This is a genomic window from Collinsella aerofaciens (assembly GCF_039752775.1).
Classification (GTDB): domain Bacteria; phylum Actinomycetota; class Coriobacteriia; order Coriobacteriales; family Coriobacteriaceae; genus Collinsella; species Collinsella aerofaciens_R.
On the sequence record NZ_JBDMGT010000033.1, the window covers coordinates 1 to 23,041 of the forward strand.

22 protein-coding genes are annotated in these 23,041 nt (G+C 57.7%); 12 read left to right on the forward strand and 10 right to left on the reverse strand.

All coding sequences use genetic code 11. From position 1 onward, the window contains the following. Nucleotides 1–242 precede the first annotated feature (242 nt). Nucleotides 243–1,082, reverse strand: a complete 840-nt coding sequence (locus ABHR63_RS08420) for a metallophosphoesterase family protein (RefSeq protein WP_138112830.1) — start codon at nucleotides 1,080–1,082, stop codon at nucleotides 243–245. Nucleotides 1,083–1,335: 253 nt separating this feature from the next. On the opposite strand from ABHR63_RS08420, the gene ABHR63_RS08425 reads away from it, so the two are divergent. From ABHR63_RS08425 to ABHR63_RS08445, 5 genes are all read left to right on the forward strand, one after another. Further along, nucleotides 1,336–2,937: a potassium/proton antiporter gene (locus tag ABHR63_RS08425; RefSeq protein WP_346964831.1), complete on the forward strand. Its 1,602-nt coding sequence runs from the start codon at nucleotides 1,336–1,338 to the stop codon at nucleotides 2,935–2,937. A 226-nt stretch (nucleotides 2,938–3,163) separates the two neighbouring features. Next, nucleotides 3,164–4,288, forward strand: a complete 1,125-nt coding sequence (serC, locus tag ABHR63_RS08430; RefSeq protein WP_271761675.1) for a 3-phosphoserine/phosphohydroxythreonine transaminase — start codon at nucleotides 3,164–3,166, stop codon at nucleotides 4,286–4,288. Between the two features lie 71 nt (nucleotides 4,289–4,359). Then, nucleotides 4,360–5,523 (forward strand): phosphoglycerate dehydrogenase, encoded by a 1,164-nt coding sequence (locus ABHR63_RS08435; protein WP_006235446.1) that lies wholly within the window; start codon nucleotides 4,360–4,362, stop codon nucleotides 5,521–5,523. 177 nt (nucleotides 5,524–5,700) lie between these two features. After that, nucleotides 5,701–6,921, forward strand: coding sequence for a M20 family metallopeptidase (locus ABHR63_RS08440; RefSeq protein WP_138112836.1), 1,221 nt, complete (start codon nucleotides 5,701–5,703; stop codon nucleotides 6,919–6,921). Between the two features lie 39 nt (nucleotides 6,922–6,960). After that, nucleotides 6,961–7,644, forward strand: a complete 684-nt coding sequence (locus ABHR63_RS08445; protein ID WP_346964830.1) for a DUF1015 family protein — start codon at nucleotides 6,961–6,963, stop codon at nucleotides 7,642–7,644. A gap of 129 nt (nucleotides 7,645–7,773) precedes the next feature. Here the strand turns inward: ABHR63_RS08445 and ABHR63_RS08450 are convergent, their stop codons facing one another. The 3 genes from ABHR63_RS08450 to ABHR63_RS08460 form a co-directional block, all read right to left on the reverse strand. Then, nucleotides 7,774–8,409 (reverse strand): histidine phosphatase family protein, encoded by a 636-nt coding sequence (locus tag ABHR63_RS08450; protein ID WP_138374914.1) that lies wholly within the window; start codon nucleotides 8,407–8,409, stop codon nucleotides 7,774–7,776. Nucleotides 8,410–8,426: 17 nt separating this feature from the next. Then, nucleotides 8,427–8,969 (reverse strand): histidine phosphatase family protein, encoded by a 543-nt coding sequence (locus tag ABHR63_RS08455; protein WP_346964829.1) that lies wholly within the window; start codon nucleotides 8,967–8,969, stop codon nucleotides 8,427–8,429. 82 nt (nucleotides 8,970–9,051) lie between these two features. Beyond that, entirely contained in the window at nucleotides 9,052–9,723 is a 672-nt protein-coding gene (locus tag ABHR63_RS08460) for a nitroreductase family protein (protein WP_346964828.1), read from the reverse strand. Between the two features lie 235 nt (nucleotides 9,724–9,958). Here ABHR63_RS08460 and ABHR63_RS08465 point away from each other — a divergent pair, with 235 nt between their 5' ends. Together ABHR63_RS08465 and ABHR63_RS08470 are read left to right on the forward strand one after the other, a co-directional pair. Continuing rightward, on the forward strand, nucleotides 9,959–10,561 hold the full coding sequence (locus tag ABHR63_RS08465; RefSeq protein ID WP_035137275.1) for an HdeD family acid-resistance protein: 603 nt from the start codon (nucleotides 9,959–9,961) through the stop codon (nucleotides 10,559–10,561). Further along, entirely contained in the window at nucleotides 10,562–11,044 is a 483-nt protein-coding gene (locus ABHR63_RS08470) for a YaiI/YqxD family protein (RefSeq protein WP_346964827.1), read from the forward strand. 106 nt (nucleotides 11,045–11,150) lie between these two features. Here the strand turns inward: ABHR63_RS08470 and ABHR63_RS08475 are convergent, their stop codons facing one another. Then, nucleotides 11,151–12,239 carry a putative manganese transporter gene (locus ABHR63_RS08475; RefSeq protein ID WP_161115852.1) on the reverse strand — a complete coding sequence of 363 codons (1,089 nt, stop codon included), beginning with the start codon at nucleotides 12,237–12,239 and terminating at the stop codon, nucleotides 11,151–11,153. 172 nt (nucleotides 12,240–12,411) lie between these two features. On the opposite strand from ABHR63_RS08475, the gene ABHR63_RS08480 reads away from it, so the two are divergent. Next, complete coding sequence (locus ABHR63_RS08480; protein ID WP_117639708.1) at nucleotides 12,412–13,380, forward strand: 3'-5' exonuclease; 969 nt, start codon at nucleotides 12,412–12,414, stop codon at nucleotides 13,378–13,380. A gap of 927 nt (nucleotides 13,381–14,307) precedes the next feature. Here ABHR63_RS08480 and ABHR63_RS10030 read toward each other — a convergent pair. The 5 genes from ABHR63_RS10030 to ABHR63_RS08505 all read right to left on the reverse strand — a co-directional run bounded on the left by ABHR63_RS10030 (nucleotide 14,308) and on the right by ABHR63_RS08505 (nucleotide 19,107). After that, on the reverse strand, nucleotides 14,308–14,706 hold the full coding sequence (locus ABHR63_RS10030; RefSeq protein WP_430392755.1) for a response regulator transcription factor: 399 nt from the start codon (nucleotides 14,704–14,706) through the stop codon (nucleotides 14,308–14,310). Between the two features lie 19 nt (nucleotides 14,707–14,725). Next, entirely contained in the window at nucleotides 14,726–16,798 is a 2,073-nt protein-coding gene (locus ABHR63_RS08490; protein ID WP_346965965.1) for an ABC transporter permease, read from the reverse strand. Then, on the reverse strand, nucleotides 16,788–17,555 hold the full coding sequence (locus ABHR63_RS08495; RefSeq protein ID WP_033121505.1) for an ABC transporter ATP-binding protein: 768 nt from the start codon (nucleotides 17,553–17,555) through the stop codon (nucleotides 16,788–16,790). Before ABHR63_RS08495 ends, ABHR63_RS08490 begins: the two co-directional genes overlap by 11 nt. 77 nt (nucleotides 17,556–17,632) lie before the next feature. Next, nucleotides 17,633–18,820: a sigma-70 family RNA polymerase sigma factor gene (locus ABHR63_RS08500; RefSeq protein WP_033121506.1), complete on the reverse strand. Its 1,188-nt coding sequence runs from the start codon at nucleotides 18,818–18,820 to the stop codon at nucleotides 17,633–17,635. Nucleotides 18,821–18,855: 35 nt separating this feature from the next. After that, complete coding sequence (locus tag ABHR63_RS08505; protein WP_199409450.1) at nucleotides 18,856–19,107, reverse strand: hypothetical protein; 252 nt, start codon at nucleotides 19,105–19,107, stop codon at nucleotides 18,856–18,858. 217 nt (nucleotides 19,108–19,324) lie between these two features. Between ABHR63_RS08505 and ABHR63_RS08510 the strand changes: the two genes are divergently transcribed. The 4 genes from ABHR63_RS08510 (at nucleotide 19,325) to ABHR63_RS08525 (ending at nucleotide 22,948) form a co-directional block, all read left to right on the forward strand. After that, nucleotides 19,325–19,828, forward strand: a complete 504-nt coding sequence (locus ABHR63_RS08510) for a hypothetical protein (RefSeq protein WP_346965967.1) — start codon at nucleotides 19,325–19,327, stop codon at nucleotides 19,826–19,828. 420 nt (nucleotides 19,829–20,248) lie between these two features. Beyond that, nucleotides 20,249–20,614, forward strand: coding sequence for an ArsR/SmtB family transcription factor (locus ABHR63_RS08515; RefSeq protein WP_035137284.1), 366 nt, complete (start codon nucleotides 20,249–20,251; stop codon nucleotides 20,612–20,614). A gap of 62 nt (nucleotides 20,615–20,676) precedes the next feature. Beyond that, entirely contained in the window at nucleotides 20,677–20,895 is a 219-nt protein-coding gene (locus tag ABHR63_RS08520) for a cation transporter (RefSeq protein ID WP_035137286.1), read from the forward strand. Between the two features lie 100 nt (nucleotides 20,896–20,995). Then, nucleotides 20,996–22,948 (forward strand): heavy metal translocating P-type ATPase, encoded by a 1,953-nt coding sequence (locus ABHR63_RS08525; protein ID WP_320678087.1) that lies wholly within the window; start codon nucleotides 20,996–20,998, stop codon nucleotides 22,946–22,948. The last annotated feature ends 93 nt before the right edge of the window (nucleotides 22,949–23,041 follow it).

Consider the following 23,041-nt stretch of genomic DNA (forward strand, 5'->3'; position numbering starts at 1 on the left):
TACGAGCTCCTGTGCGAATTGAAGGGAGCGCTCCCGCAAACTGCCTATTGACAACTTATAGGAGCGTCGGTTTTATTGAGGCAAATATGTTGGGTGCTCGGCATTTCCAAAAAAGTCTACTCACTTAGCCGGCGGGCAGCCAAATGATTATTTAATCCCCGTCCCAGAGAAATCAATTAGCGGGCAGAAGGGCAAAAGTAGTCAAATAAGCCCCGTCCCAAATTAGCTACCCCTTGCACCGATTATTCGCCCGGGTTGATGTTCGCGTAGAACTCCGCCCCGTCGTCCAGGCGCAGGATGCCCACGCGACCGAACTCGGAGCCGGTGGCGGCAGCGCAGTCGATGTCGATGCGATCGGGCACACCGGCGGCATCCTCGCCGCCCAGGCGCACAATCTGCCCGCGGCCCGACTCCTCATCGAGCCCCGCAAGACCACCGACCTCGCAATAACGCCCGAGCGACACCGTTGGCGTGTGACCGCTCACCACGACCGGACCCTTGCCCTCGGCAGAAAGCAGCCCAGTCGGCACATCCCAATAGCCGTGACGAATCCACAGCAGGTCATCGGACGACTGCACCGCGAGCATCTGCTGCAGCAGCTCGCGATCGGCACCCACCGCTCCGACGCCATCGGCACAATCGACACCATGCTCAAGCAAAAACGCGCGCGCCGCCTTCATCTCGATTCCAGCATGTACCAGCAGATACGGGCGCTCCTCGGTCTCGACCACCGCGTAGAGCGGCAGCGCGGCCATCCATCGCACGAGCTCCTCGTATGCCTCAAATTCCATGTCGTTGAGCTGCTCACGCGTCGTCCAGCCACCGTTGATATCCCAGGTCTCGGCATCGAGCGGATCCTGGCCAATGATGGCATCGAGCATGATCTGCTCGTGATTACCCTTGAGCACGTGGGCGTTGGGCAGCGAGCGCACGAGCTTAATAACGCCGACCGGATCGGGCCCGCGATCGATCATGTCGCCCAGCACGTACAGCGTGTCGTCGGACGTCAAAGAGATCTTAGACAGGGCCTCGTCAAGCGCACGCACGTGCCCGTGAGCATCAGATGTCACATAGATCGCCATGGTACGCCTCTCCTTGCATTGCGGCCGAAGCCCGGTGCCGCAACTAAAACTTCAAGTTGAACTTAAACGTTACCCATTGTACTCCGTTGCAATAAAGCTGGAAAGGGTTTCCGAGCAGAGGCAAAGACGGCAGCCATCTATGACGATATCGCGCACGCCCGCAATCCAACCCCATAAACCCACCATCTTTGGGTACAAATAACCGCAGACAACTGACCGTGCCACGCCAACCACCCAGGAGCGGACACTATCCATGAACCAGATCCTTCTCTTTATCGGCCTCGTCATCATTTTGTGCCTGACCATCAAACCCGTCGGCAAAAAACTCCCCTTCCCCACCCTGCTCATCTTTATCGCGCTGGGCATGCTGTTGGGCGTCAACGGCCCGACGCATATCGACTTTAGCGACTACGCACTCACCGAAACCGTCTGCAGCACGGCGCTGCTGTTCATCATGTTCTACGGCGGCTTTAACACCAATATCGACCGCGCCAAGCCCGTCGCTGCGCCGGCGGTGCTGCTGAGCACGCTCGGCGTCGTCATCACTGCCGGCATCACCGGCGTGTTCGCCCACTTCGCGCTGGGGTTCGACTGGATCGGTGGCCTGCTGCTGGGATCGGTCGTGGCATCCACCGACGCGGCAAGCGTCTTTAGCGTACTGCGTGAGCACAGCCTGTCGCTGAGAGGTGGCACCGACTCGCTGCTCGAGGTCGAATCGGGCTCCAACGACCCCGTCGCCTACATGCTCACCGCCGTGCTCGCCACACTAGCGGCCGGCGGCGACATCAACATTCCCGCACTGCTGGCCAAGCAGATTATCCTGGGCGTGGGCCTGGGCCTTGCCATCGGCTGGGCGGCGGGCCGCCTGATTGAACGCGCGCACGCAACGGCCAAGGACGCGCAGACCATCTTTTTGTTCGCCGTGGCCATCGTCGCCTACGCGCTGCCGAGCTGCCTGGGCGGCAACGGCTTTTTGGCCGTATACCTGGCCGGCATTGTGCTGGGTGCCAGCGACATCACCGGCAAAGTCGAGATGGCGCACTTCTTTGACACCCTCACCGAGATGGCAGAGATGACCATCTTCTTCTTGCTGGGCCTGCTCGTTACACCCGCACGCCTGCCGCAAATGCTGCTACCGGGCCTGGCACTCATGGCGTTTATGCTCTTTGCGAGCCGCCCCATCGCCGTAGGCATGCTGCTAGCGCCGTTTAGGACGAACCCTCGCCAGGTCGCGCTCGTAAGCTGGGCGGGCCTGCGCGGAGCAGCTTCGGTCGTCTTTAGTCTCTTTGCCGTGGTGGCCGGCGTTCCCGGCGGACACGACCTATTTGACCTGGTGTTTGTGATTGCCGTGTCGAGCATTGTGGTGCAGGGCTCGCTGCTGCCGGCGGTGGCGAAGAAGCTCGATATGATCGATGCGACCGGCGACGTGCGTCGCACCTTTAACGACTACCGCGACGAAGACGGCATGTCGTTCGTCAAGCTCAAGGTAGGCGCTGGACATCCGTTTGCCGGTCGCTCGCTCGCCGACATTGGCAGCGCCACAGACATGCTCGTGGTCCTGGTGCTGCGCGACGGGGCGCACCCGGTACTGCCCAATGGCGACACCGTGATCCAGGAAGGCGATCTGTTGGTGATGGCCGCCCCAACGTTCGAAGAGCGTGCCGAGGTTACGCTGCGCGAGGTCACCGTGACGCCCCACGGTCGCCTGGCCGGCCAGCGTCTGCGCGACGTGCCGCAGGGCAAGCACCCGTTTATTGTGGTGATGCTTAAGCGCGACGGCCAGACGATCATCCCCGACGGCAACACCCTCATATACGCCGGCGACGAAGCCGTCATCGCCACACTGGCGTCGTAGTGACCAGGAAGTGGCTAATTTGCGACGAAGAGATCAAGCGCCTAGGAACCTCATGCCTTCGCTCGCAGATTCGGATTTGCCTGAGGAGTAAAGCACCCCTCCCCCATGTAACCATCCTGTAAATCATAGCGACGCACTCGAGTTTTACCGTGATGCGGTCGCGCCTGGCGCTGCACTGTGCTAAAGTATCCCGAACGTTCAAACGACTACGAGGGGGAACTAGAAGATGGCACGTGTGCACAACTTCTCAGCTGGCCCGGCCGCACTGCCCACAAGCGTGCTCGCCGAGATCGCCGACGAGATGATGGACTACCGCGGTTGCGGCATGTCCGTGCTCGAGATGAGCCATCGATCTAGCATGTACCAGCAGATCATCGATGACGCTGAGGCAACTCTGCGCCGCCTGCTGAGCATCCCCGACAACTACCGCGTCCTGTTTTTGCAGGGCGGCGCCACGCTGCAGTTTGCGGGCATCCCCATGAACCTCATGCGCCGTGGCCGCGCCGGCTACGTCGTGACCGGCAACTTTGCCAACAAGGCATACAAAGAAGCCGCCAAGTACGGCGAGGCCGTGCTGCTCGCGAGCTCCGAGGACACCAACTTCGACCGCATCCCCGACATGGCCGACATCAACGCGCGCATTGCCGCCGAGGCCGCGAGCGACGGGCTCGACTACGTTTACATCTGCCAGAACAACACCATCTTTGGCACCATGTACCACGAGCTGCCCGCTTGCGGCGACGTACCGCTGGTCGCAGATGTCTCGAGCTGCTTTCTGTCGCAGCCGCTCGATGTTGAGCGCTACGGGCTCATCTACGCCGGCGCGCAGAAAAACGCCGGCGCCGCGGGCGTGACCGTGGTTATCGTGCGCGACGACCTCATCGCCGACGGCCCCGCCTTTGCGCGGGCGCCGCAGTACATGGACCTTAAGACCCAGGCCGCCAAGGGCTCCATGCTCAACACGCCCAACACCTTTGGCATCTACGTGTGCGGCAAGGTATTCCGCTGGGTGGAGCAAACCGGCGGACTTGGCGCCATGGCCGAGCGCAACTGGGCCAAGGCCAACCTGCTCTACAACCTGCTCGAGCAAAGCGAGCTGTTCCATGGCACCACGCAGACAGACAGCCGCTCCATCGCCAACGTCACCTTCCGTACCGGCGACGCCGAGCTCGATGCGGCCTTTGTCGCAGGCGCGGCCGAGCACCAGATTCAAAACGTCAAGGGCCATCGCCTGGTGGGCGGCATGCGCGCGAGCGTCTACAACGCCGTAACCATGGAAGATGTGCAGGCACTGGCCTCGTACATGAAGGACTTCGAAGCGCAGCTTAGTTTGAGCCCGCGATCTAACTAGCCCGCAACGCGCGGGCCGATCAGCCATCTCAGACCACCCTGTATAGATCAAAACCTGCTAAGGAGTTTTCCATGCGCAAGATTAAAACCATCGATGACATTACCAAGGACGGCAAGGTCGAGTTTGGTGAGGGCTACGAGTTTGTGAGCACCGCCGAAGAGGCCGACGCCATTCTGATGCGCTCGACCGACCTGCACGGCTACGAGCTGCCCGAGGGCATCCGCGCTATCGCCCGCTGCGGCGCCGGCGTCAACAACATCCCCGTCGAGGAGTACGCCAAGAAGGGCGTCGTCGTCTTTAACTCCCCCGGCGCTAACAGCAACGCCGTTAAGGAGCTCGTCCTAGGCATGCTGGTGCTCTCGAGCCGCGGCGTGGTGCAATCGATGAACTGGGTGCGCGACAACGCCGACGACCCCGAGATTCAGGTCGATGCCGAAAAGGCCAAGAAGGCCTTTGTGGGCCGCGAGCTCAAGGGCAAGCGCATCGGCGTCATCGGCCTGGGCAACGTGGGCTCCAAGGTCGCCAACGCCTGCGTCGACCTGGGCATGGACGTTTACGGCTACGACCCGTTCATTTCCGTTGAGCACGCGTGGGTGCTGAGCCGCGAGGTGCAGCGTGTGGGCACGCTCGAGGATCTCTGCCGCGGCTGCGACTACCTCACCGTACACGTGCCCAGCAAGGCCGACACCATCGGCATGATCAGCACCGAGCAGATTAACCTGTTGGCACCCGACGCCGTGCTCATCAACTACGCACGCGAAACCATCATTGACGAGGACGCCGTCGACGCTGCCCTGCGCGAGGGCAAGCTGAGCTGGTTTAGCTGCGACTTTGCCACGCCCAAAACCGTCAAGATGCCCAACACGTTTATCACCACGCACTCGGGCGCCGGCACCGGCGAGGCCGAGGCCAACTGCGCCGATATGGCCATCAGCGAGCTCAAGGATTACCTGGAGAACGGCAACATCGCGCACAGCGTCAACTACCCCGCCTGCAGCATGGGCAAGGCGCGCGCCGCGAGCCGCATCGCCTGCCTGCACGCCAACGTGCCCAACATGATCGGCCAGATCACAGCCATCTTGGCCAAGGACAACGCCAACGTGCAGCGTATGACCAACGAGTCCGCCGGCGAGAACGCCTACACCATGTTCGACACCGACGAGCACCTGGACAGCAGCACCATCGAGGCGCTCAAGCAGATTCCGTCGATGTATCGCGTGCGCGTGATCAAATAGCGCCGGCTGATCTGACGGGCAGTTCCCCATGTGGCCTGCCCGTCACTGACATTGAATGCCCGCGGGGGCGCCTTTCGCATGAGAGGCGCCCCCGTTTCTGTGAGCACTCCATTAAATGCACCGAGCCGCTTCTTGGCATACAATCTGTATGTTGACCTAACTATCTGTGAGGTGCCTATGGTTGATACAGATTTTGCTTGGCGGCTTACGCAAGGACTCGTGCGGATCGACAGTTCCGACCCAGGTGCGTATGAGGGCGAGATTGAACGCTATATCAAAGCGTTGGTTGAGGAACAGTTGGCGCAGCTGAGCCATCCGGTACTCGATGCCGTGCAGATTGCAGAGCTCGAAGTACTCCCCGGGCGCCGCAACCTTATGGTCACCGTGCCGGGCCAAAGCGACGAGCCGCGACTCGTCTATATCTGCCATATGGATACCGTTACGCTGGGCGATGGCTGGGACGCGGACATTCCGCCGCTCGGGACGGTTGTGCGTAACGACAAACTCTATGGCCGTGGCGCCTGCGACATGAAGGGTGGCCTGGCCTGCGCCATTGCCGCACTGGTCCATACGCTCGAGCGCGTGGCGGCGGATGGCGCGCTACCCCGCCGCGGCTTTTCGCTCATCTGCTCGGTCGACGAAGAGGACTTTATGCGAGGCTCCGAGGCAGCCATCGATGCCGGCTGGGTCGGTTCGCGCGAATGGGTGCTGGACACCGAGCCCACCGACGGACAGATCCAGGTGGCGCACAAGGGGCGTACGTGGTTCGAGATTGAAATGGCTGGCGTGACGGCACACGCGAGCCAGCCTTGGAAGGGCGCCGATGCCGTCGCCGCCATGGCCGAGGCCGTCTGCGCGCTGCGCCATGCGTTCGCAGCGCTGCCCGAGCATGATGAGCTGGGGTCTTCGACCATCACGTTTGGCCAAATTGAGGGCGGATATCGCCCCTATGTCGTGCCCGACCGCGCCAAGGTCTGGGTCGATATGCGCCTGACTCCGCCGACCGATACGGCAGCCGCGAAGCGCATGGTAGAGCAGGCCATCGCCGTCGCCAAAGCCGCCATTCCCGGTTGCCATGGCAGCTACACCGTGACGGGCGACCGCCCCGCCATCGAGCGCGACCCGAACTCTCCCCTTCTAGCAGCGCTCAAGCGTGCCGCCGATGACGTGACGGACGCGGACACAACCGTCGGCTTCTTTACCGGCTACACCGACACCGCCGTCATTGCCGGCAAGACAGGTAACCGCAATTGCATGAGCTACGGTCCCGGGTCGCTCGCGCTCGCGCACAAGCCCAACGAATATGTGCCCCACGCCGATATCGTTCGCTGTCAGAACGTGCTCATCGCGCTCGCCGATAACGTGCTCTGGGACGCGAATGGGCAAGTTGGGGCATAATAAGCCGCGAACAAACCGACTCGTGCGTTAGGACCGCCCATGAAAGCATTTCCGTTTCCCTGCATCCGCCCGGCTCAGGACCGCGTGCTCGAGGCGCTGCCTGCAATGGGCAGCATCCTGAGCGGCAACGATGCTCTGCGCGGAGCCCTTGCCGATGGCCTGATGCTCAAGGACCCGGGTGCAGCGTATTACGTGTACGAATGCTCGGGCGAGCCGGGACGTGTGACGGGTGTCGTGGCGATCTGCCCGACGAGTGTACTTGCGGGCGGCAAGGGCGATGCCAGCGCCGACGTGGCCGCCGCCGCGCGCGCAATCGCCGAGCTCAAGGTGCAGCCGCGCCCCGTGTCGCTCGCCTACGAGGCCTCGCCCGTCATGGATATCATCTTGGGCGCCGCCAAAGAGGGCGCGTCGCTCTACGCCGTCACCGACCCCGCGGGCATTACGCACCGCGCGTGGGAGGTCAAGCGCGAGGACGCCGTCGGGGCCATCCGCGCTATGCTCGACCAAGCACCGGAGCCGGCACTGGCCGACGACCCCGCCTACGCCGCCGCTCTGACCGGGGCGTCGCAGCTGCTGGCCGATGAGGCCCGTGCCGCCGGAACGTACACCGGCAAGGAGCCGTTCAACTTTACCGTTGCCGTGCTCTTCCCCGCCGCGCCGGTCAGCGGCGCCGCACCGCAGGTTCCGACAGGTCTGCTCACGCACCAGGTCGCGCGGTTCTAGCAAGACCAGACCGTCCAGCACAAAAATCGGCAGCCCAACAAACAGGGGGCGGAGATGCAGCAGGTACATGCATCTCCGCCCCTTTTGCGTCGAGAAGTTATGCCGACGACCCGTGCCGCCGCGCTCGCGTTATCCGCGCTGCGGACCCGCAGTAGCCACGAGCGGTTCAAGCCCCAGCTCGCGCGCGTAGTCTTCCTGCGTAAAGACTTCGACCAGTTCAAACGTATCGGCCGCATCGTCAAACGCAAAATGCAGCACTGAGCAGTTGCCCGGCACGCGTTCGCGCTCGTCGGCCGCCGCGCCCCGCACGTGGTCCAAAAACTCCTTGATAGCCGAGCCGTGGCTCACCGCGAGCACGCACTCGTGGTCCGGACGTCGCATAAGATCGGTTATCGTCGCCGCCATGCGCTCGCGCACCTGCATCTGGCCCTCGCCGCCAAACTGACGATAGAAATCTCGCCACGGGCGCTCGGGCATAAGCATCACGCGCTCGGCCTCAAAGTCGCCAAAGAACCACTCACGCAGACCGTCCAGGCGCTCGTACGCCAAGCCCGGCCACAGGTTGGCGATAGTCTGCTCGGTGCGATGAAGTGTGGAGGTGTAGGCATGATCGGGTTCAATGCCGCGCGCACGCAAGAACATGCCGGCACGCGCCGCCTGGTCGCATCCCAGCTGCGTGAGCGGCGAGTCACTCCACCCCTGAATGATACGCTTGAGGTTGAATATCGTCTGTCCATGACGGACCAGATACAGATCTTTATTCATAGGGGTCCTTTCGTTCGTTACCAATCAAGGAGCGAAAACGCCCCGTCGCAATAGCCAAAATGAAGCACGGCGCCGTTGTCGGGTAGCTCCCCCTCGCCAGTCACATACTCAAGAAACTCCTGGCAGGCTGAGCCGTGGGAAACCGCCAGCACGCAGTCGTGCTGCGGCCTGGCCATGATGCGGGACAGCGCCGCGACCATGCGCGACTGAAGCTCACTTTCCGACTCGCCACCAAAGGCAACCGGATAATCACCCCAGGGCTGCGGCGGCATCTCGCGATTTGATGTGCCCTCCAGCGAGCCAAAATGCCACTCACGCAGGTCATCGACCAGCTCTATGGAACGGCCCTCGCCAACGATAAGCTCGGCCGTATGCCGCGCCCGGCCCAACGGCGAGGAATACACATGATCAAAGGCCACGCCACGCGCCGCAAACGCCGTACGCGCCGTCAGCGCCTGCTCGCGCCCGCGCGCCGTAAGCGGCGAATCGTGCCAGCCCTGCAAAATGCTCTGCACATTGAGCTCAGTCTGCCCATGCCGCACCAAATATAGATCTGCCACACACCCTCCCCTCGTACCACCACAAAGGGGACAGGCACCTTTGTGGTGGTTTACCGTCTGATCACGCCGCGGTGACGCTCAACTACACCAGTACGTCGACAAGCGAGCGCTTGGGTACGTGGTGCACCTGCGCCTCGTCGCGCCAATAATTGATGGAGCCGTCGGGGTTGGAATCGATCGCATCGATCACCTGTGTCTCGGTCGGAACGCCAAACGCCATGATCAGCTTGAGCTCATACTTGTCGTTATCGAGCCCCATGGCATCGATCGCGTGGGGCGTAAAGGCCTTGAACATACAGGCTGCCACCTCGGGCGTGGCGCTGCGGGCGGCGAGCATCATCGTCTGCGCGGCAATGCCCGTGTCGACCTCGGTAATGGGAGCGGCGGGCTTGCCCGAAACGGCGCGCTCGGCCAGAATCGCGATGTAGCCGGTCGGGCGCTCGCCCTCGGCAGGACCCGGCCAATCCTTAAGCGCGCCGGCCCACGCAAGCTCATCAAATACACGCGCGCAATCCTCGGCACCGCTCACCACATGAAAACGAAGACGCTGAGCATTGGCGCCACACGGAGCCAGGTGCGCCAGTTCCGCCAGCTCGAGCAAAAACTCGCGCGGCACGCGCATGGACTCGTCAAATCGGCGGCACGTGCGGGCGCGGCGGACCAGCGCGTCAAACGTGTCCAGGCCGAGCTTTTCGCAACCTTGCTTTGCCATCGACTCCGCGCTCGACGGCGCCGCGGGAACTGTTTCGTTCATAGGGACCCCCAATTTCGGGCAATTGTTCTTAGGAAAATCTAACCTAAAACGTAGGCAATAACGAACAGGGCCGCAATGTTCTACACCTGTTGAATAGAAAATCGCGACGTGGGGAACAACGGAAACAATTCGGGGCCTTTGGGTTACGTTTCACCCTCCCCGACCCATACGTCAGCGCCTTTAGGCGATACTGGTCGTAACGATCAAGGCTTACGCCGCACGGAAAGGAGACATTATGGGCATCTTTAAGAATGATGACCAAAAATCGAGCCAGTTTGGATTTGACGAGAAAAGCATGGCAGGCAAGGCCGTCAAGGCCGTGCGCTGGATTTACGCCATCACGGGCGTCTTGGCGCTCGTCGCCGGCATCGCACTGCTGTTTGCGCCCGCCAAGTCCCTCGTCTTCTTAACGACCGTCTTGGGCTTCTACTTTGTGATCACGGCCGCGATCAGGCTGTTTACCGCTGTTTTCGAGCCACTGCTGCCCACCGGCTGGCGCGTGACGAGCATCATCTCCAACCTACTCATTATCTTGGGCGGCGTCATAATCCTGCGCAACCAGGCCTTCTCGACCGCGACGCTCACCACGATGGTGGTTATCGTGGCCGGCTTTGGCTGGATCGTCGAAGGTGTCATGTCCATTCTGGAGTCCGAGCTTTCGTCCAACCGTGCCCTCGCCATCCTGAGCGGCGCGCTCTCCATCATCGCCGGCATGTTCGTGTTTATCTATCCGCTGTGGTCGGCCAAGATGCTCGTCATCTTTAGCGGCGCCGCACTGCTGGTGTTTGGCGTAACGCTGATTGTTCGCGCTATTCAATTTGGCAAACTGGTGCACTAGATGCCGCGAACGCTCTTTATTGATGCAGACGCCTGCCCGGTCACGCGCGAGTCGATTGACTGCGCGCGGCGGGCGGGCGTCGCCGTCGTTATCGCCGGCAACAGCACACAGAACCTGGAACGCCACATTCGCCGCGACGATCCGCGCGACGTCGAGCATGCGCGACGCGGATTTTGGGTCACGACGCTCGATGTGAGCGTGGGCGCCGACAGCGCCGACTTTGCCATTGTCGAACGCCTGCAGGCGGGCGACGTAGTCGTGACGCAGGACATTGGCTTGGCGAGCATGGTGCTCGGGCGCGATACCGCCGCCATCGGCGTGCGCGGGCGCGTCTACGATAAGGCGACCATCGACATGCAACTGTTTATTCGCCACGAGGAAAAGAAGGTGCGCCGCGCCGGCGGTCGCACTCGCGGTCCGGCGGCATTTACCAGCGAAGACCGGGCCCGCTTTAAGCGCAACCTCACCGAGCTGCTGCGCTAACCAAGGTAGATTTTTGGGACGTGCCTAAAAATCTACCTTTTTGTTTTGGCAGCGGGGAATGCCCTGGTCACAGGGGTAGATCGTAAGACATGTCCCAATAATCTACTTAAAGGCCAACGGCGGATAGGATGAGGCCCCAGCCGGCACCGATGACGTACATCATGATCAGGAACAGGACGTTTTCGCGGGCGCTGCGGTTGGTGCGGAACAGCACCAGGTAGCCCACACCAGCAGAGATGAGCGTGCCGGCGAGCATCGGGGCCAGCTGCAGCGCGCCTTCCAGGTACAGTTGTGTGATGACGACGCTGGCCGAGCAGTTGGGAATCAGGCCGACAAGCGCCGAACCCAGGACGGCGAGCGTCTCGTTGCCACGCAGGAACTGCTCGATCGCGGACTCGCCGAAGGTCTCGAGCACGGCGACCAGAATCAGCGTCACCAGAAAAATGAATACCGATACCTGCACGGTGTGCGAGATGGCGCTGCGAATAATCGACAGGAGGGGCGCGCCCTCGTGAGAGCGGGAGTGACCGTGGCCATCATGGTGTTCATGCTCGTCCTCATGACCGTGATCGTGGCCATGTCCGTGTTCGTGCTCGTCCTCGTCTTCATCGCAACCGCAATGGTCGCGCTCGCACAGCTCATGGATGTGATCGGCGCTCACGCCCGCCTCGGCCACCTCGTCGATGATGTCACCGCCAGTGTGGTCGTCGTGCGCGCAGTTCACGTGGGCCGGGTTGGCCGCGGTTCCCAGCACGGTACGGCGAATCGCCGCATGCGCGCGAGCGTTACGACGCAGGCCGCGAATGGCGGCGTCCACGATAAAGCCCGTGACCAGCGCGATCAGTGCCTTCGAAGCCAAAAGCATCGCCATGGTCTGCACGGGCACCTGCTCGGCGAGCAACAGCGGCAGCATCTCATCGGAGGTCGAAAGGAACACCGCCACCAACGTGCCCAAGGTCACGACACGACCGGCGTACAGCGTTGCCGCCATGGCCGAAAAGCCGCACTGCGGCACCATACCCAGCAACGAGCCAACCACGGGACCTGCGGCGCCGGCGCGCTTGATGGCCCCGTTAACGCGGTCGCCCGCGACGTGCTCAAGTGTCTCGAGGGCCAGATACGTCACCAACAAAAACGGCACAAGCGAGAGCGTGTCCTTGCCGGCGTCGAGCAGAATATCAATCAGCAAATCCATGACGGATGGAACCTTTCGTGTCTTTCGGCAGCATTGTAAAAGTCCTAGCGGTCAACTAGGGTATTGTAGTAGACCTAGGCGTGGTGCCAATAGTTGCCCATGGTAAACTATCATCTCGCCACATCTTAATGACCCTGAGCCGCACGACGCGGCCCATCCAAGGAGAAGTTATATGAACGTTTCACAAGCACTCGAATACGAGCGCCAGCCGTTTATTCCCATGTTTATCTATGGCGATCACGGCGCCATGGAGTCCGAGCGCCAGAAGGGCGAAGAGGCCCTCAAGGTGCTCGAGACCGAGTACTTTACCGCCGAGGGCGACCCCAGCTTCGACTTTGCCACCGTGCGCGACCTGGCTGACCGCAACCGCGACCTGTGCGACCAGATTGGCGAGGCACGCCTGCGCAACGTGACGCCCGCGACGCTTTCGCGCGGCCTGTCCGATGCCGACACCTGCGCCGCCATCGGCAAGATGCAAAAGCGCACCGCCGCGTCCGTTATGCGCGAGATCCGCGGCGACCGCGACGCGCTCGGCGTCGCCTACGCTCGCAAGCCCATCCAAGGCACGGTGCTGGGCATCGACATCGAGACCACCGGTCGCGCGCCCGAGCGCGGCTACATCATCAACGTGGGCTGGGAAATCATGGACCTCACCAGCGACGCCGTGCCGCATGACGCCGAGGCGCATTACTGCGGCCTGCCCGACATCTACCGCGGCGAGGATGTGCCGTTGTCGAATATCCACCATATCACCTGGGACGACATCGACGGCAAAAAGCCGTTCCGCGAGAACAAGGAACTGCAGAAGCAGCTGCTCAAGCTTATGAAAAAGTACCCGTACATGGCGCATAACGCCGCGTTCGAGGACAGCTGGTTCAAAATTCATCTGGACGGTTACGCCGAGGCACGCCGCGCCGGCAAGATCATCGTCATCGACTCGCGCCAGATCTGCCGCAGCCTGGATGCCGACGTCCGCTCGCTCCCCCGCGAATCCGCCCCCGCCGCGCTCGAGAACTGGGCGCGCCGCCGTGGAACCCTCGCCGCCGACGCCAACGAGCAGCATCTGGGCCTGGACGACACCGACCTCATGCTCCGCACCGTCCAAGCCGAGTTCAACCTCAAGAACCTATTCGCCAAGTAGAAACGCCTGCGACAAACCCCGGCGTAGATCACGAGCGGTCTCGCAGCGGGAAACCCCGCAGTGGGGCCGCCCTACGTTCCACAGATAGATTTGCCATCACAAATTCTGAACACTCATTGCGAACGATTTCGGCCAATTCCCGACACGTAATTCGTTGTCGGATGGTGATGCGTCGATATCAAATGTGCGGCAATTGAGTATTTATATGCTATAGCTAAGCTGCGAAAACTATTATTTAGGGCATACCAACTCATAATTGCGTCAAGCTTTTGGACAGCATTTGGTTAGACCTCTAAAACGGCTTTTCCACTCAGCGCCGTCAACACGGCATTAGCTGACACGATATATATCATGAGTATCGTATTGTCACATACCACTGCAAAAGCGGTCTACCAGGCCGCGCATTCGGTGTCTGCGAAAGGCATCGAGTCCTGTAGCCCTGCCGCGATTTACGGATCATGTCCCACCGGAACGTTCCTTGACGCAGCCGCAGAATGGCTCACCAAACATGATGTTTCCCTCGACACAAATGATTCCCTCGAGGTGATGGTGTTTGATCGCAGGAATGCGCGCTATGCAATGAACTGTCAATGCCACGTTTCTTCAAAACGATTCTCGAACTCACGCTTTATAGAGCTCAAAGATGGCATCTTCATTGTTGGCGTTGAGCTTTGCGCACTTCAGGCCGCCACCTATCTTTCTTTTCGCGAACTAGTGGAGTACTACTTTGAACTGTGCGGCGCTTATTCCCTTGGAACCGACTCTTCCACCTCCTATACCGAGCGTTTCGCGCTCACCTCGACCGAGAGGTTAAAGCAGTTCTTTAATTCCATTACCAGATGCGACGGTCTGGCCCTTGCCCGAAAGGCGATCCAATGTGTGCGCGACGGATGCCGGTCTCCTATGGAAACAGCCTTTGTCATGATGTTAACGCTGCCCAAAAGCGAAGGAGGGCTTGGTACGGCCTTCATACCTTTTGAGAATATTGGATACCCTGGCAAGAAGTCGATCTTTTCTGCACGGCTTCGTCAAATATTCATCGGCACCCAACTGGAACGCTTGCAGTTCATCCTTTACCTGATCTCTGGAAGTCAGCACCAGGACGGGGATAGCAGTTTTATTCTTTAGCTCCTGGCAGATTTGAAAGCCACTGATCTCCGGCAAGTTCAGGTCTAAGATCACAAGGTCAGGGCGGAGGGCTGCCAAGAGCCGAGCGGCATCTTCAAACTCGGTAATTGCCTCCACAAGATAGCCGTCCTTTTGGAGCATATCGCAGAGTTCTTCCCGCATATAGACTTCATCTTCCACAACAGCAATTCTTTTCATGACAGCACCTCCTTCCAAATTATTCTTCTCTCTGCGGCTGCATCAGTGTCAGCAAATACCGATCACTGGAGCGCTTGACCACTCTCATATAAATATATTCTATCACGCAAAGTAGTAAAATCATAGCAGCAGATACAAGCAGCATTTCAGACACTGTCCCACGGGTTCGGGACGAGAGTATCCCTGTAAATAATGCCCTGACTCCAAACAGACTGCTGACAGCCGCAACCAATACAGGAAGTCCCATAAACCAGGTAATTTGCTTTCCAGCAGACTGGCAAAGGGTTTCGTAAGTAGCTCCCAGGCGGATCAGGGTCTGGTATCTGCGCCCGGTTTTCTGCTGACTCATCAGGAACTGAACACCCACGATGGTGTTGGCAACTACCAGGAAAACAATCGCAAGATAGAGGGTAATATAACTGGATGCTATGGTGTAGAAAAGCTGACGACCTATATTCTGAAGATAGCTTTCATATTCAATGCCAGTTTCGTCCAGCTTCTCGTTCAAATCCAAATATGCAGTCATAAGGCTATTTCCATCCAGAGCCTGCTCACTGAGCACCGCATTGACATAGGTATCATACATTCCCTGGCTATAATATAGGAATGCTTCATCCGGAAGAATCAATGCAAAGGACAAGGATATAGAACGGTCCGTGACCAAATTCACAGACTGAACCTCTCCTGTAAGATGAATCGGACTACCATCCAGTTCCACCTTGGGCTGTCCGGCCAATACTTGGTTCAGCATTGCGGTACGACTTACCGTAGTAAACTCTGTATCAATATAGACAGCGGCCTCCTTTTCGCCTAATTGGAGAGCCGGTTTGCCGGACAATTCCAACAAACGATTATAGTCCGATAAACAAATCAAATATGGGTATGTGGCATAACCAAGATTGTTCAGAAGGACATCCCGGTCTTCCGACTGGGGCAGGCTCCGAAGAGAGTCCATAACAGCGTCCATGCTGTAGGCATTATCATAATCTTCTGTGGTGCGAATACGCCCAACCCTCATTTCAAAAAGCTCTGAAAATTGATTTTCCAAACCGTTTTCTTTCAGGGCTGCCTTTATATTCGGAAGAACCTGCGATGAATCTTCTGCAGTATGATCTTCAAAAGTATAGTCGATTACATGGCCAGAAGACAGGCTATTCGTTCCTGCAATTCCTACGCCCGCACCAAAACAACACAGCGCCGCCAGAATCAGCAGGGAGCTGATGGCCATGGAGGTTGACTGATGAATAACATTCTCCTGAATCTGCCGGAAGGTAAATACATGAAGCTGCTTATTTCCTTTTCCTTTCTTAACAATCAAAGCAATCAGCGCACGCATCCCATAGAAAAGCAGCATCGTACCAACTATGCCCAACAGCAAAGTCAGTCCCATCATACTTACCTTTGTCCATGCAATTCCCTGAATCGCCATGTAGTAAGCCACTGCCAACATCACACTTCCGCATATAGCAGCCAGTCCATAGATAACAGATGGCATTTGCTTTTTGGGGCGGTTCGTTGGCTGGGATAGCAAAGTACCGATCTCCTGGCGGCTGATTCGTCCACTCAAAATCAGAAGTGCCGTCAGCTTAATTGCCAGAAATCCTGCCAGCGTCCATTCAATTGCAGACCAGGATAAAGAAAACTGATGACCGATGATCCCCATGCCTACCAGCTTGGCGGTGACAAGACTGACAATTTCTGAAAGCACCACAGCCACAGGTAAGCCTATGAGCATGGCAAGAATACTGGTCAGGAAATCTTCCGCCAGAAGCATACCAAACAGTTTACTTCTACGCATCCCCAACATTAGATAAACACCAAACTCATGCCGTCTGCGCTCGAACTGATACTTGCAGGCAAAATAGATCAAAAAGAACAGAATACCGAGGGTCATCCCATAAAACGCAGGAATCAGAAGCAGGAGTTTGTCAACTGCGTCACTCTCCATTTTCTGCAAAAAGAGCATCACATCTTGAGTGGAGATGGAAAGAATCATGTAAAAGGCAACAATAGAAATCACCAGGGAGCTGAAAAACAGACCGTTTTCCTTTCGGCTGCGGTGGCTGTTCCGAAGAATGAGATTAGAGAACATTTGCGCTGCCCCCTCCCAGTTGCGCCATCACCTTCAGGATGCGCCCGTAGAACTCCTGCTGGCTTTCGTCTCCACGCCGAAGCTCATGAAAGATCACGCCGTCCTGGATGAACAGAATGCGCTTGCAAAAGCTGGCGGCATTGGAATCATGGGTTACCATCAGGATCGTAGCTTGTTCGTCACGATTCAGGCCGGACAGCTTCTCCATAAGACTTCTTGCGTTCTTAGAATCCAGCGCACCCGTCGGTTCATCGGCAAGGATCATTTGGGGATGTAAGATCAGAGCCCTTGCTGCCGCAACACGCTGACGCTGGCCGCCGGACATCTTGGACGGAAACTTATCCAGAACATCAGTGATTTCCAGATAGTCAGCCAACTGCTTCAGCCGCTGGCTGCTTTCTGCTTCGGATACCCCATGCAAGGAAGTCGGGAGCAGGATGTTTTCCCTGCCAGTCAGGTTGTCCAGCAATTCAAAGTTCTGGAATAGATAACCAACTTTTTTGCCACGGTACTCTGCAAGAGCCTTTCCCTTGAGGGATTGCAGAGTATCGCCTTCCACCTGAATGCTTCCACCTGTGGGTTGAATCACAGTCGCAATACAATTGAGCAGTGTGGATTTACCGGAACCGCTGCTTCCCATAATGCCGAGAAACTCTCCCGGCATCACCTGGAAGGTGATCCCATTCAGTGCCTTTGTTTGACTTGGCACATTGCCATAGATTTTTGTTAAATTTTCAATATTCAAAATGGGTTTCATGTGAATACCTCCTATCATTTGTAATAAAATGATAGCATGGGAACACAGCAAATACCACTTACAGTGGTTGTAAGGATTCAAGATATAAGTGGCGGCTCAAGGGGGACGAGCATATATTTTGTAAGAGCATCAGGCGACAATGATAAAATATACCGGATCGCCTCCTTGGCAAACCAGTTCGTTTTAATTGTATCCCAATCAGCAAGTCGGATAATCTCTGCTGTGCCGTTCTCAAAATCAACTGAAATTTCGCCCCATTCGCCGTCGCAGTCTGCTTGATATTCGTAGATTGCGGCGGCGATTTTCTTTTTGCGCTTGGTTTTGGTTTTCTGTTTCAGCCGGACAGCATGGAGCGCACCTTCGGCAACCAGCAGTTCTGTCAGTTTGTCCACCGCTTTCCGGTAGGCTCGCTCTGCACCGCTGGCTGTGCTGCCCTCAAACATAATCGCCAATTCTTCAAAAGTGGGGCGGTTCTTCCATGAGCCAACTCGCCCGCAGGTCATACAGATTGCTAACCGTTTTTCGAGCAAGGTCTGTTCCCGGTAATTCAGCTTCTCAAATGCCCGCTGTACCTTTTCTGCTTGTATGCCGTTCCAGAGGATGTCGGTATAGTTCCAGCTATCGTCAAGGGCTATATCCTCGCCTGTTTCCTCGCCGTCCTCGTCCGTTATATAGAACGGCTGCTGGTTGCGGATTCCACGGACAACTTTCAGATATTCTTCCGCAAGAGCAAGGTCGCAGTTATACTTCTTGGAAAACTGGTTGACCGCATCTTTGGTGTTATGGTACAGCCACGCCATTGATCGCACCATTTTGTAATTGGTCAGAGAGGATACCGACCATTTTTCTTCGCCCATGCGGAAACGGAGCATAGAATCCCAGATGAACGGATAGATGTATGTAGCATACTCCGCACCCTTGGCAGGATCATAGTCCATCAGCTTTTGGAGCATTTGCTCCCGGCAGGAGATCTTTATATCGATAAATCGGTCTGTGTCGTACAGATTGCCGCCGTCCACACTGAGAAAGCCTTTGATGCGCTTGTTGAGCTGCGTTTCGTAGTGGTGCAGAAAGAACGAAAAATATAGCAAATTCTTTTCCCGCAAAGCAGACAGGATATATTCATTCAGACTGTCCACCGCTGGCGGTTCCGGTTCCAGTTGGAAGATGCGCTCTGCCACATAGGGGATGATGCCGTCACCGTGTGGATTAACTTGGTGCTTCGGTATGTATCCGGTCATGTTCCACGAAAAATCATTTAGCATAGCGCACCTCCCTTCTAAGTAATCAGCGGGAATAATTAACCATAATTCCAAGTTTGTCTTGCAGCATTTATATTATCCAGAAGAACAGATGCAGGATTTGCCTCGTAATAGTACGTGCTCATATCCAAAATGCCTTCTTCCATTTCACCCCACTCTGCTGTGCGAGAAACAAAGATTCTATTATATACACACCAATCGCATGTGGTGGTGAAAGCAGCAATATCTGCAAAGTCTTTTGGAAATACAATTCTTCTTCCATTTGATGTTGGCTTAAGATAGTTCTCCATTATTTCTTTGAAATTCTTCAGATCATAATCCGTAGCGTTTTCCAAAGCTTTACAGACAATCAATTCTTCGTGCGTGAATTCTGTAAGTGTTTCTAAATGGTTTGCAAGAATTAGACCATAAATAACGCAAACCTTTGGTATTAAGGGAATTGAGACCGATTACGAGGTGCAGGTCACCACTGCCGCAAAGAATCTCACGAGACGCAAAAAGTTCTTTATGGATGCGTATCTAAAGAAATCTCGCACAGACATTGAATACAACGGTTTTTATCATGACGCGGAAGAAGACCGCGCCATCGATGAGGAGCGCAAGAATGCACTTGCGTCCATGGGGTACGGAATCATCACCGTCAGCCGTTATTCCTTTATGCATGCCAGCTCTTTTGTTAGGGTCATGGAAGCAATCCAGCGGAAAGAGGGCGTACGCCCCTCGCGTCTGCCAAAAGACTTTCAAATCATGCAAGAGGACCTGAGACAGTTTGTGCTCAGAAGGTTTATAGAAGAGAAAAAGCGAATTCAGAAGCAGCTTCGCCAGGATTCCGAAGAGCGTCAACGAATCGACCTCGAAAAAGCAACGCTCGAAGGCATCACGCTGGATGACCCGACAATTAATGAAGTTCCGGCAATCGATGACATGCAGACTGTCGAATCCGACAGCCCATCATTTGCCCAAACAAGCAGCCTCGCGCCCGAGGACAGGGTCTTCGGGGCCGGAGACTAGGCCGGCTAACAAGGTGGGTACCCTAGCGACGTGCAAAATTGCGAGTATTCAGCAGGGTCGGGTGTCTATCACCCTCGAGTGGATCCAAATGTGAAGCGAAATCACTCTTGCGTGAGAGCGTTAGGCAACATTTGAGGAAGAACTCATCGGATTAACACCCTAAGATAACTCTTGAACTGCATTATATGACCTGCAATAAATTAGCGGACCCCCTATAGTTGCAGAATACTCCATTTTTTGCACGGCACGAGGGTACCCACCTTGGCATCGACTATCAAAAAACGCTCAGTCCGGGATCTCGTCACCTATTCCCCATCATTTTGTACAACGAATTACCTGAACGTCATTGACATATGAACATGCACTCATATAATCGAAAGTAAATTATATGAGCGCATGTTCATATGAAAGGATATTGCAATGAGCATCCGCGTTGATGAAACGAAACTCGACATCGAGGCCACCGAACCCGCGATCCCGACCACCTGCTCGCCCGAGGACCTTCCCGACGAGGAGCTTCTCTACGACCTCGCCGACCTGTTCAAGGTCTTCAGCGACACCACGCGCATCAAGATCCTCTATGCCCTCATGGGCCGCGAGCTCTGCGTGGCAGACATCGCCGAAGCGACCGAAACCTCGCAGTCCGCGGTGTCGCACCAGCTGCGCACACTCAAGCAGTCGCACCTGGTTAAATTCCGGCGCGACGGGCGCAATATCCTCTACTCGCTCGCCGACGACCACGTCTACACCATGCTCAACCAAGGCATGAGCCACATCTGCGAATAGCGACCAACCACGGTACCAGCGCGGCCTGCACCCAAGCCGCAAATACAGAGAAAGGAACCCCCATGAAAAAGCAGTTCAAGCTCGACGAAATCGACTGCGCCAACTGTGCGCGCGAGCTTCAGGACGAGCTGGCCAAGCTCGAGGGCGTCAAATCCGTGTCCGTCAACTTCATGACCCAAAAATTGACGCTCGAAGCCGATGACGCCGAGTTCGACGAGGTACTCAACCGCGTTGTAGAGTTTACGGCCGACGCCGAGCCGGACTGCGAGATCATTCTCTAGCCCGGGTTTACGCCAACCTGCAAGGCCGCGCTTGCCGCGGCCTTTGCTCGCGAAATTATATGAGCGAGTGTTCATTCATTCAAATGGGAGGATACGAGTCATGACCACCGCCGATCCCAAAAAGAAAAAGAAGAAGCGTAAGAAGAAAGAGTCCCTTGAGCATAAGCGCAACCGCATCGTGGTAGCGCTGGGCATTTTTGCCGTGGTGTACGCCCTCGATGAGTTCGGCACCCTCACCGCCGCATTCGGTACCCCGGGCGACATCTACGCCAGCTTTATGCTGTTCCTCATACCGTTTTTGATTGCCGGCTACGACGTGCTGCAAAAGGCATTCAATAACATCCGCCGCGGCAAGGCCTTCGACGAGAGTTTCCTTATGGCCGTCGCGACCATCGGCGCGTTTGCCATGGTGCTCTTCCCCGATACCGACCCGCACATGGCCGAAGGCGCCGCCGTCATGCTGTTCTACCAGGTCGGCGAGCTGTTCCAGGCATACGCCGTGGGCAAGAGCCGTAAATCGATCAGCGCCATGATGGACATAGCACCCGACTACGCCAACGTCGAGCAACCCGACGGCTCACTCGAACAGGTCTTCCCCGATGACATCGCGGTCGGCACCGTGATCGTGGTCAAGCCCGGCGAGCGCGTGCCCATCGACGGCGTCATCGTCGAGGGCGAAACCCAGCTCGACACCGCCGCCCTTACCGGTGAGTCGGTCCCCCGCCCGGCCAAAACCGGAGACGATATCATCAGCGGCTGCATCAACATGACGGGGCTCATCCACGTGCGCACCACCAAGCCCTTTGGCGAGTCCACCGTCGCACGCGTCCTGGAGCTCGTGGAGAATGCCAGCGAAAAGAAGGCACGCACCGAGAACTTCATCACGCGCTTTGCCCGCATCTACACGCCCGCCGTCACCGGCGCTGCCGCGGTGCTCGCGCTCGGCGGTGGCCTGGTCACCGGTGCCTGGTCCGACTGGATTCTGCGCGGCCTGACCTTCTTGGTCGTCAGCTGCCCGTGCGCGTTGGTGATCAGCGTGCCGCTCAGTTTCTTTGGCGGCATCGGCGGCGCGTCCAAGCTGGGCGTTCTCATCAAGGGTTCTAACTACCTCGAGACGCTCGCCGACGTGGACACCGTCGTCTTTGACAAGACGGGCACCCTCACCAACGGCACGTTCTCGGTGGTCGCGGTACACCCCGAGGCAGGCTATACCGAGCAATCGCTGCTTGAAGTCGCAGCCCTTGCTGAGTCGTTCTCCGATCACCCCATCGCGCAGTCCGTACGTGTCGCCTACCAGGGCGAGGTCGACCCCAAGCGCGTAAGCGACTCCACCAACGACGCGGGCCATGGCGTGACGGCAACCATCGACGGCAAGCACGTCGTCGTTGGCAACGCAAAGATGCTCGCCGCGGCCGGAGTCGAAGCGCCCGATTGCGAGGTCGTCGGAACGATTCTGCATGTGCTCGTTGACGGCGTGTACGCCGGCCACATCGTGATTGCAGACACCGTCAAGGCCGATGCTGAGCAAACGATTCGCGACCTGCACGCCGCCGGTGTCAAGCGCACCGTCATGCTCACGGGCGACCGCGAGGAGGTTGCGGCGTCTGTGGTCAAGCAACTCAGTCTCGACGAGTTCCACGCGCAGCTGCTGCCGGGCGATAAGGTCGAGCGCGTCGAGGCGCTGCTTGCAACCGAGAGTGGCAAGGGCAAGCTCGCCTTTGTGGGCGACGGCATCAACGATGCGCCCGTGCTTACGCGCGCCGATGTGGGCATTGCCATGGGCGCTATGGGTTCTGACGCTGCGATCGAGGCCGCCGATGTCGTGCTCATGGACGACAAGCCGTCCAACATTTCCCGCGCGATCCGCGTGGCACGCAAGACCATGACGATCGTCTGGCAGAACATCATCTTTGCGCTGGGCGTTAAGCTGCTGATCCTTGTGCTGGCAGCGCTGGGCATCGCCAACATGTGGCTTGCCGTGTTCGGCGACGTAGGCGTGGCGATCATCGCCATCCTGAACGCCATGCGCGCGATGGGTGTCAAGAACTTGTAGCGTTCGTGGGCTGTCCGGCCGGGGCCGGGCTTGGTTTTGAAAACATTCCGCAGACCAGAAGTGCCCCCGTTCGTAGCTCCGAAGGAGCAGAAC

What these genes read in the sequence shown, in the direction of transcription:
- ABHR63_RS08420 (WP_138112830.1), bottom strand. Translation starts at nt 1,082, where the DNA reads ATGGCGATCTATGTGACATCTGATGCTCACGGGCACGTGCGTGCGCTT.
- ABHR63_RS08425 (WP_346964831.1), top strand. Translation starts at nt 1,336, where the DNA reads ATGAACCAGATCCTTCTCTTTATCGGCCTCGTCATCATTTTGTGCCTG.
- serC (WP_271761675.1), top strand. Translation starts at nt 3,164, where the DNA reads ATGGCACGTGTGCACAACTTCTCAGCTGGCCCGGCCGCACTGCCCACA.
- ABHR63_RS08435 (WP_006235446.1), top strand. Translation starts at nt 4,360, where the DNA reads ATGCGCAAGATTAAAACCATCGATGACATTACCAAGGACGGCAAGGTC.
- ABHR63_RS08440 (WP_138112836.1), top strand. Translation starts at nt 5,701, where the DNA reads ATGGTTGATACAGATTTTGCTTGGCGGCTTACGCAAGGACTCGTGCGG.
- ABHR63_RS08445 (WP_346964830.1), top strand. Translation starts at nt 6,961, where the DNA reads ATGAAAGCATTTCCGTTTCCCTGCATCCGCCCGGCTCAGGACCGCGTG.
- ABHR63_RS08450 (WP_138374914.1), bottom strand. Translation starts at nt 8,409, where the DNA reads ATGAATAAAGATCTGTATCTGGTCCGTCATGGACAGACGATATTCAAC.
- ABHR63_RS08460 (WP_346964828.1), bottom strand. Translation starts at nt 9,723, where the DNA reads ATGAACGAAACAGTTCCCGCGGCGCCGTCGAGCGCGGAGTCGATGGCA.
- ABHR63_RS08465 (WP_035137275.1), top strand. Translation starts at nt 9,959, where the DNA reads ATGGGCATCTTTAAGAATGATGACCAAAAATCGAGCCAGTTTGGATTT.
- ABHR63_RS08470 (WP_346964827.1), top strand. Translation starts at nt 10,562, where the DNA reads ATGCCGCGAACGCTCTTTATTGATGCAGACGCCTGCCCGGTCACGCGC.
- ABHR63_RS08475 (WP_161115852.1), bottom strand. Translation starts at nt 12,239, where the DNA reads ATGGATTTGCTGATTGATATTCTGCTCGACGCCGGCAAGGACACGCTC.
- ABHR63_RS08480 (WP_117639708.1), top strand. Translation starts at nt 12,412, where the DNA reads ATGAACGTTTCACAAGCACTCGAATACGAGCGCCAGCCGTTTATTCCC.
- ABHR63_RS10030 (WP_430392755.1), bottom strand. Translation starts at nt 14,706, where the DNA reads ATGAAAAGAATTGCTGTTGTGGAAGATGAAGTCTATATGCGGGAAGAA.
- ABHR63_RS08490 (WP_346965965.1), bottom strand. Translation starts at nt 16,798, where the DNA reads ATGTTCTCTAATCTCATTCTTCGGAACAGCCACCGCAGCCGAAAGGAA.
- ABHR63_RS08495 (WP_033121505.1), bottom strand. Translation starts at nt 17,555, where the DNA reads ATGAAACCCATTTTGAATATTGAAAATTTAACAAAAATCTATGGCAAT.
- ABHR63_RS08500 (WP_033121506.1), bottom strand. Translation starts at nt 18,820, where the DNA reads ATGCTAAATGATTTTTCGTGGAACATGACCGGATACATACCGAAGCAC.
- ABHR63_RS08505 (WP_199409450.1), bottom strand. Translation starts at nt 19,107, where the DNA reads ATGGAGAACTATCTTAAGCCAACATCAAATGGAAGAAGAATTGTATTT.
- ABHR63_RS08510 (WP_346965967.1), top strand. Translation starts at nt 19,325, where the DNA reads ATGGATGCGTATCTAAAGAAATCTCGCACAGACATTGAATACAACGGT.
- ABHR63_RS08515 (WP_035137284.1), top strand. Translation starts at nt 20,249, where the DNA reads ATGAGCATCCGCGTTGATGAAACGAAACTCGACATCGAGGCCACCGAA.
- ABHR63_RS08520 (WP_035137286.1), top strand. Translation starts at nt 20,677, where the DNA reads ATGAAAAAGCAGTTCAAGCTCGACGAAATCGACTGCGCCAACTGTGCG.
- ABHR63_RS08525 (WP_320678087.1), top strand. Translation starts at nt 20,996, where the DNA reads ATGACCACCGCCGATCCCAAAAAGAAAAAGAAGAAGCGTAAGAAGAAA.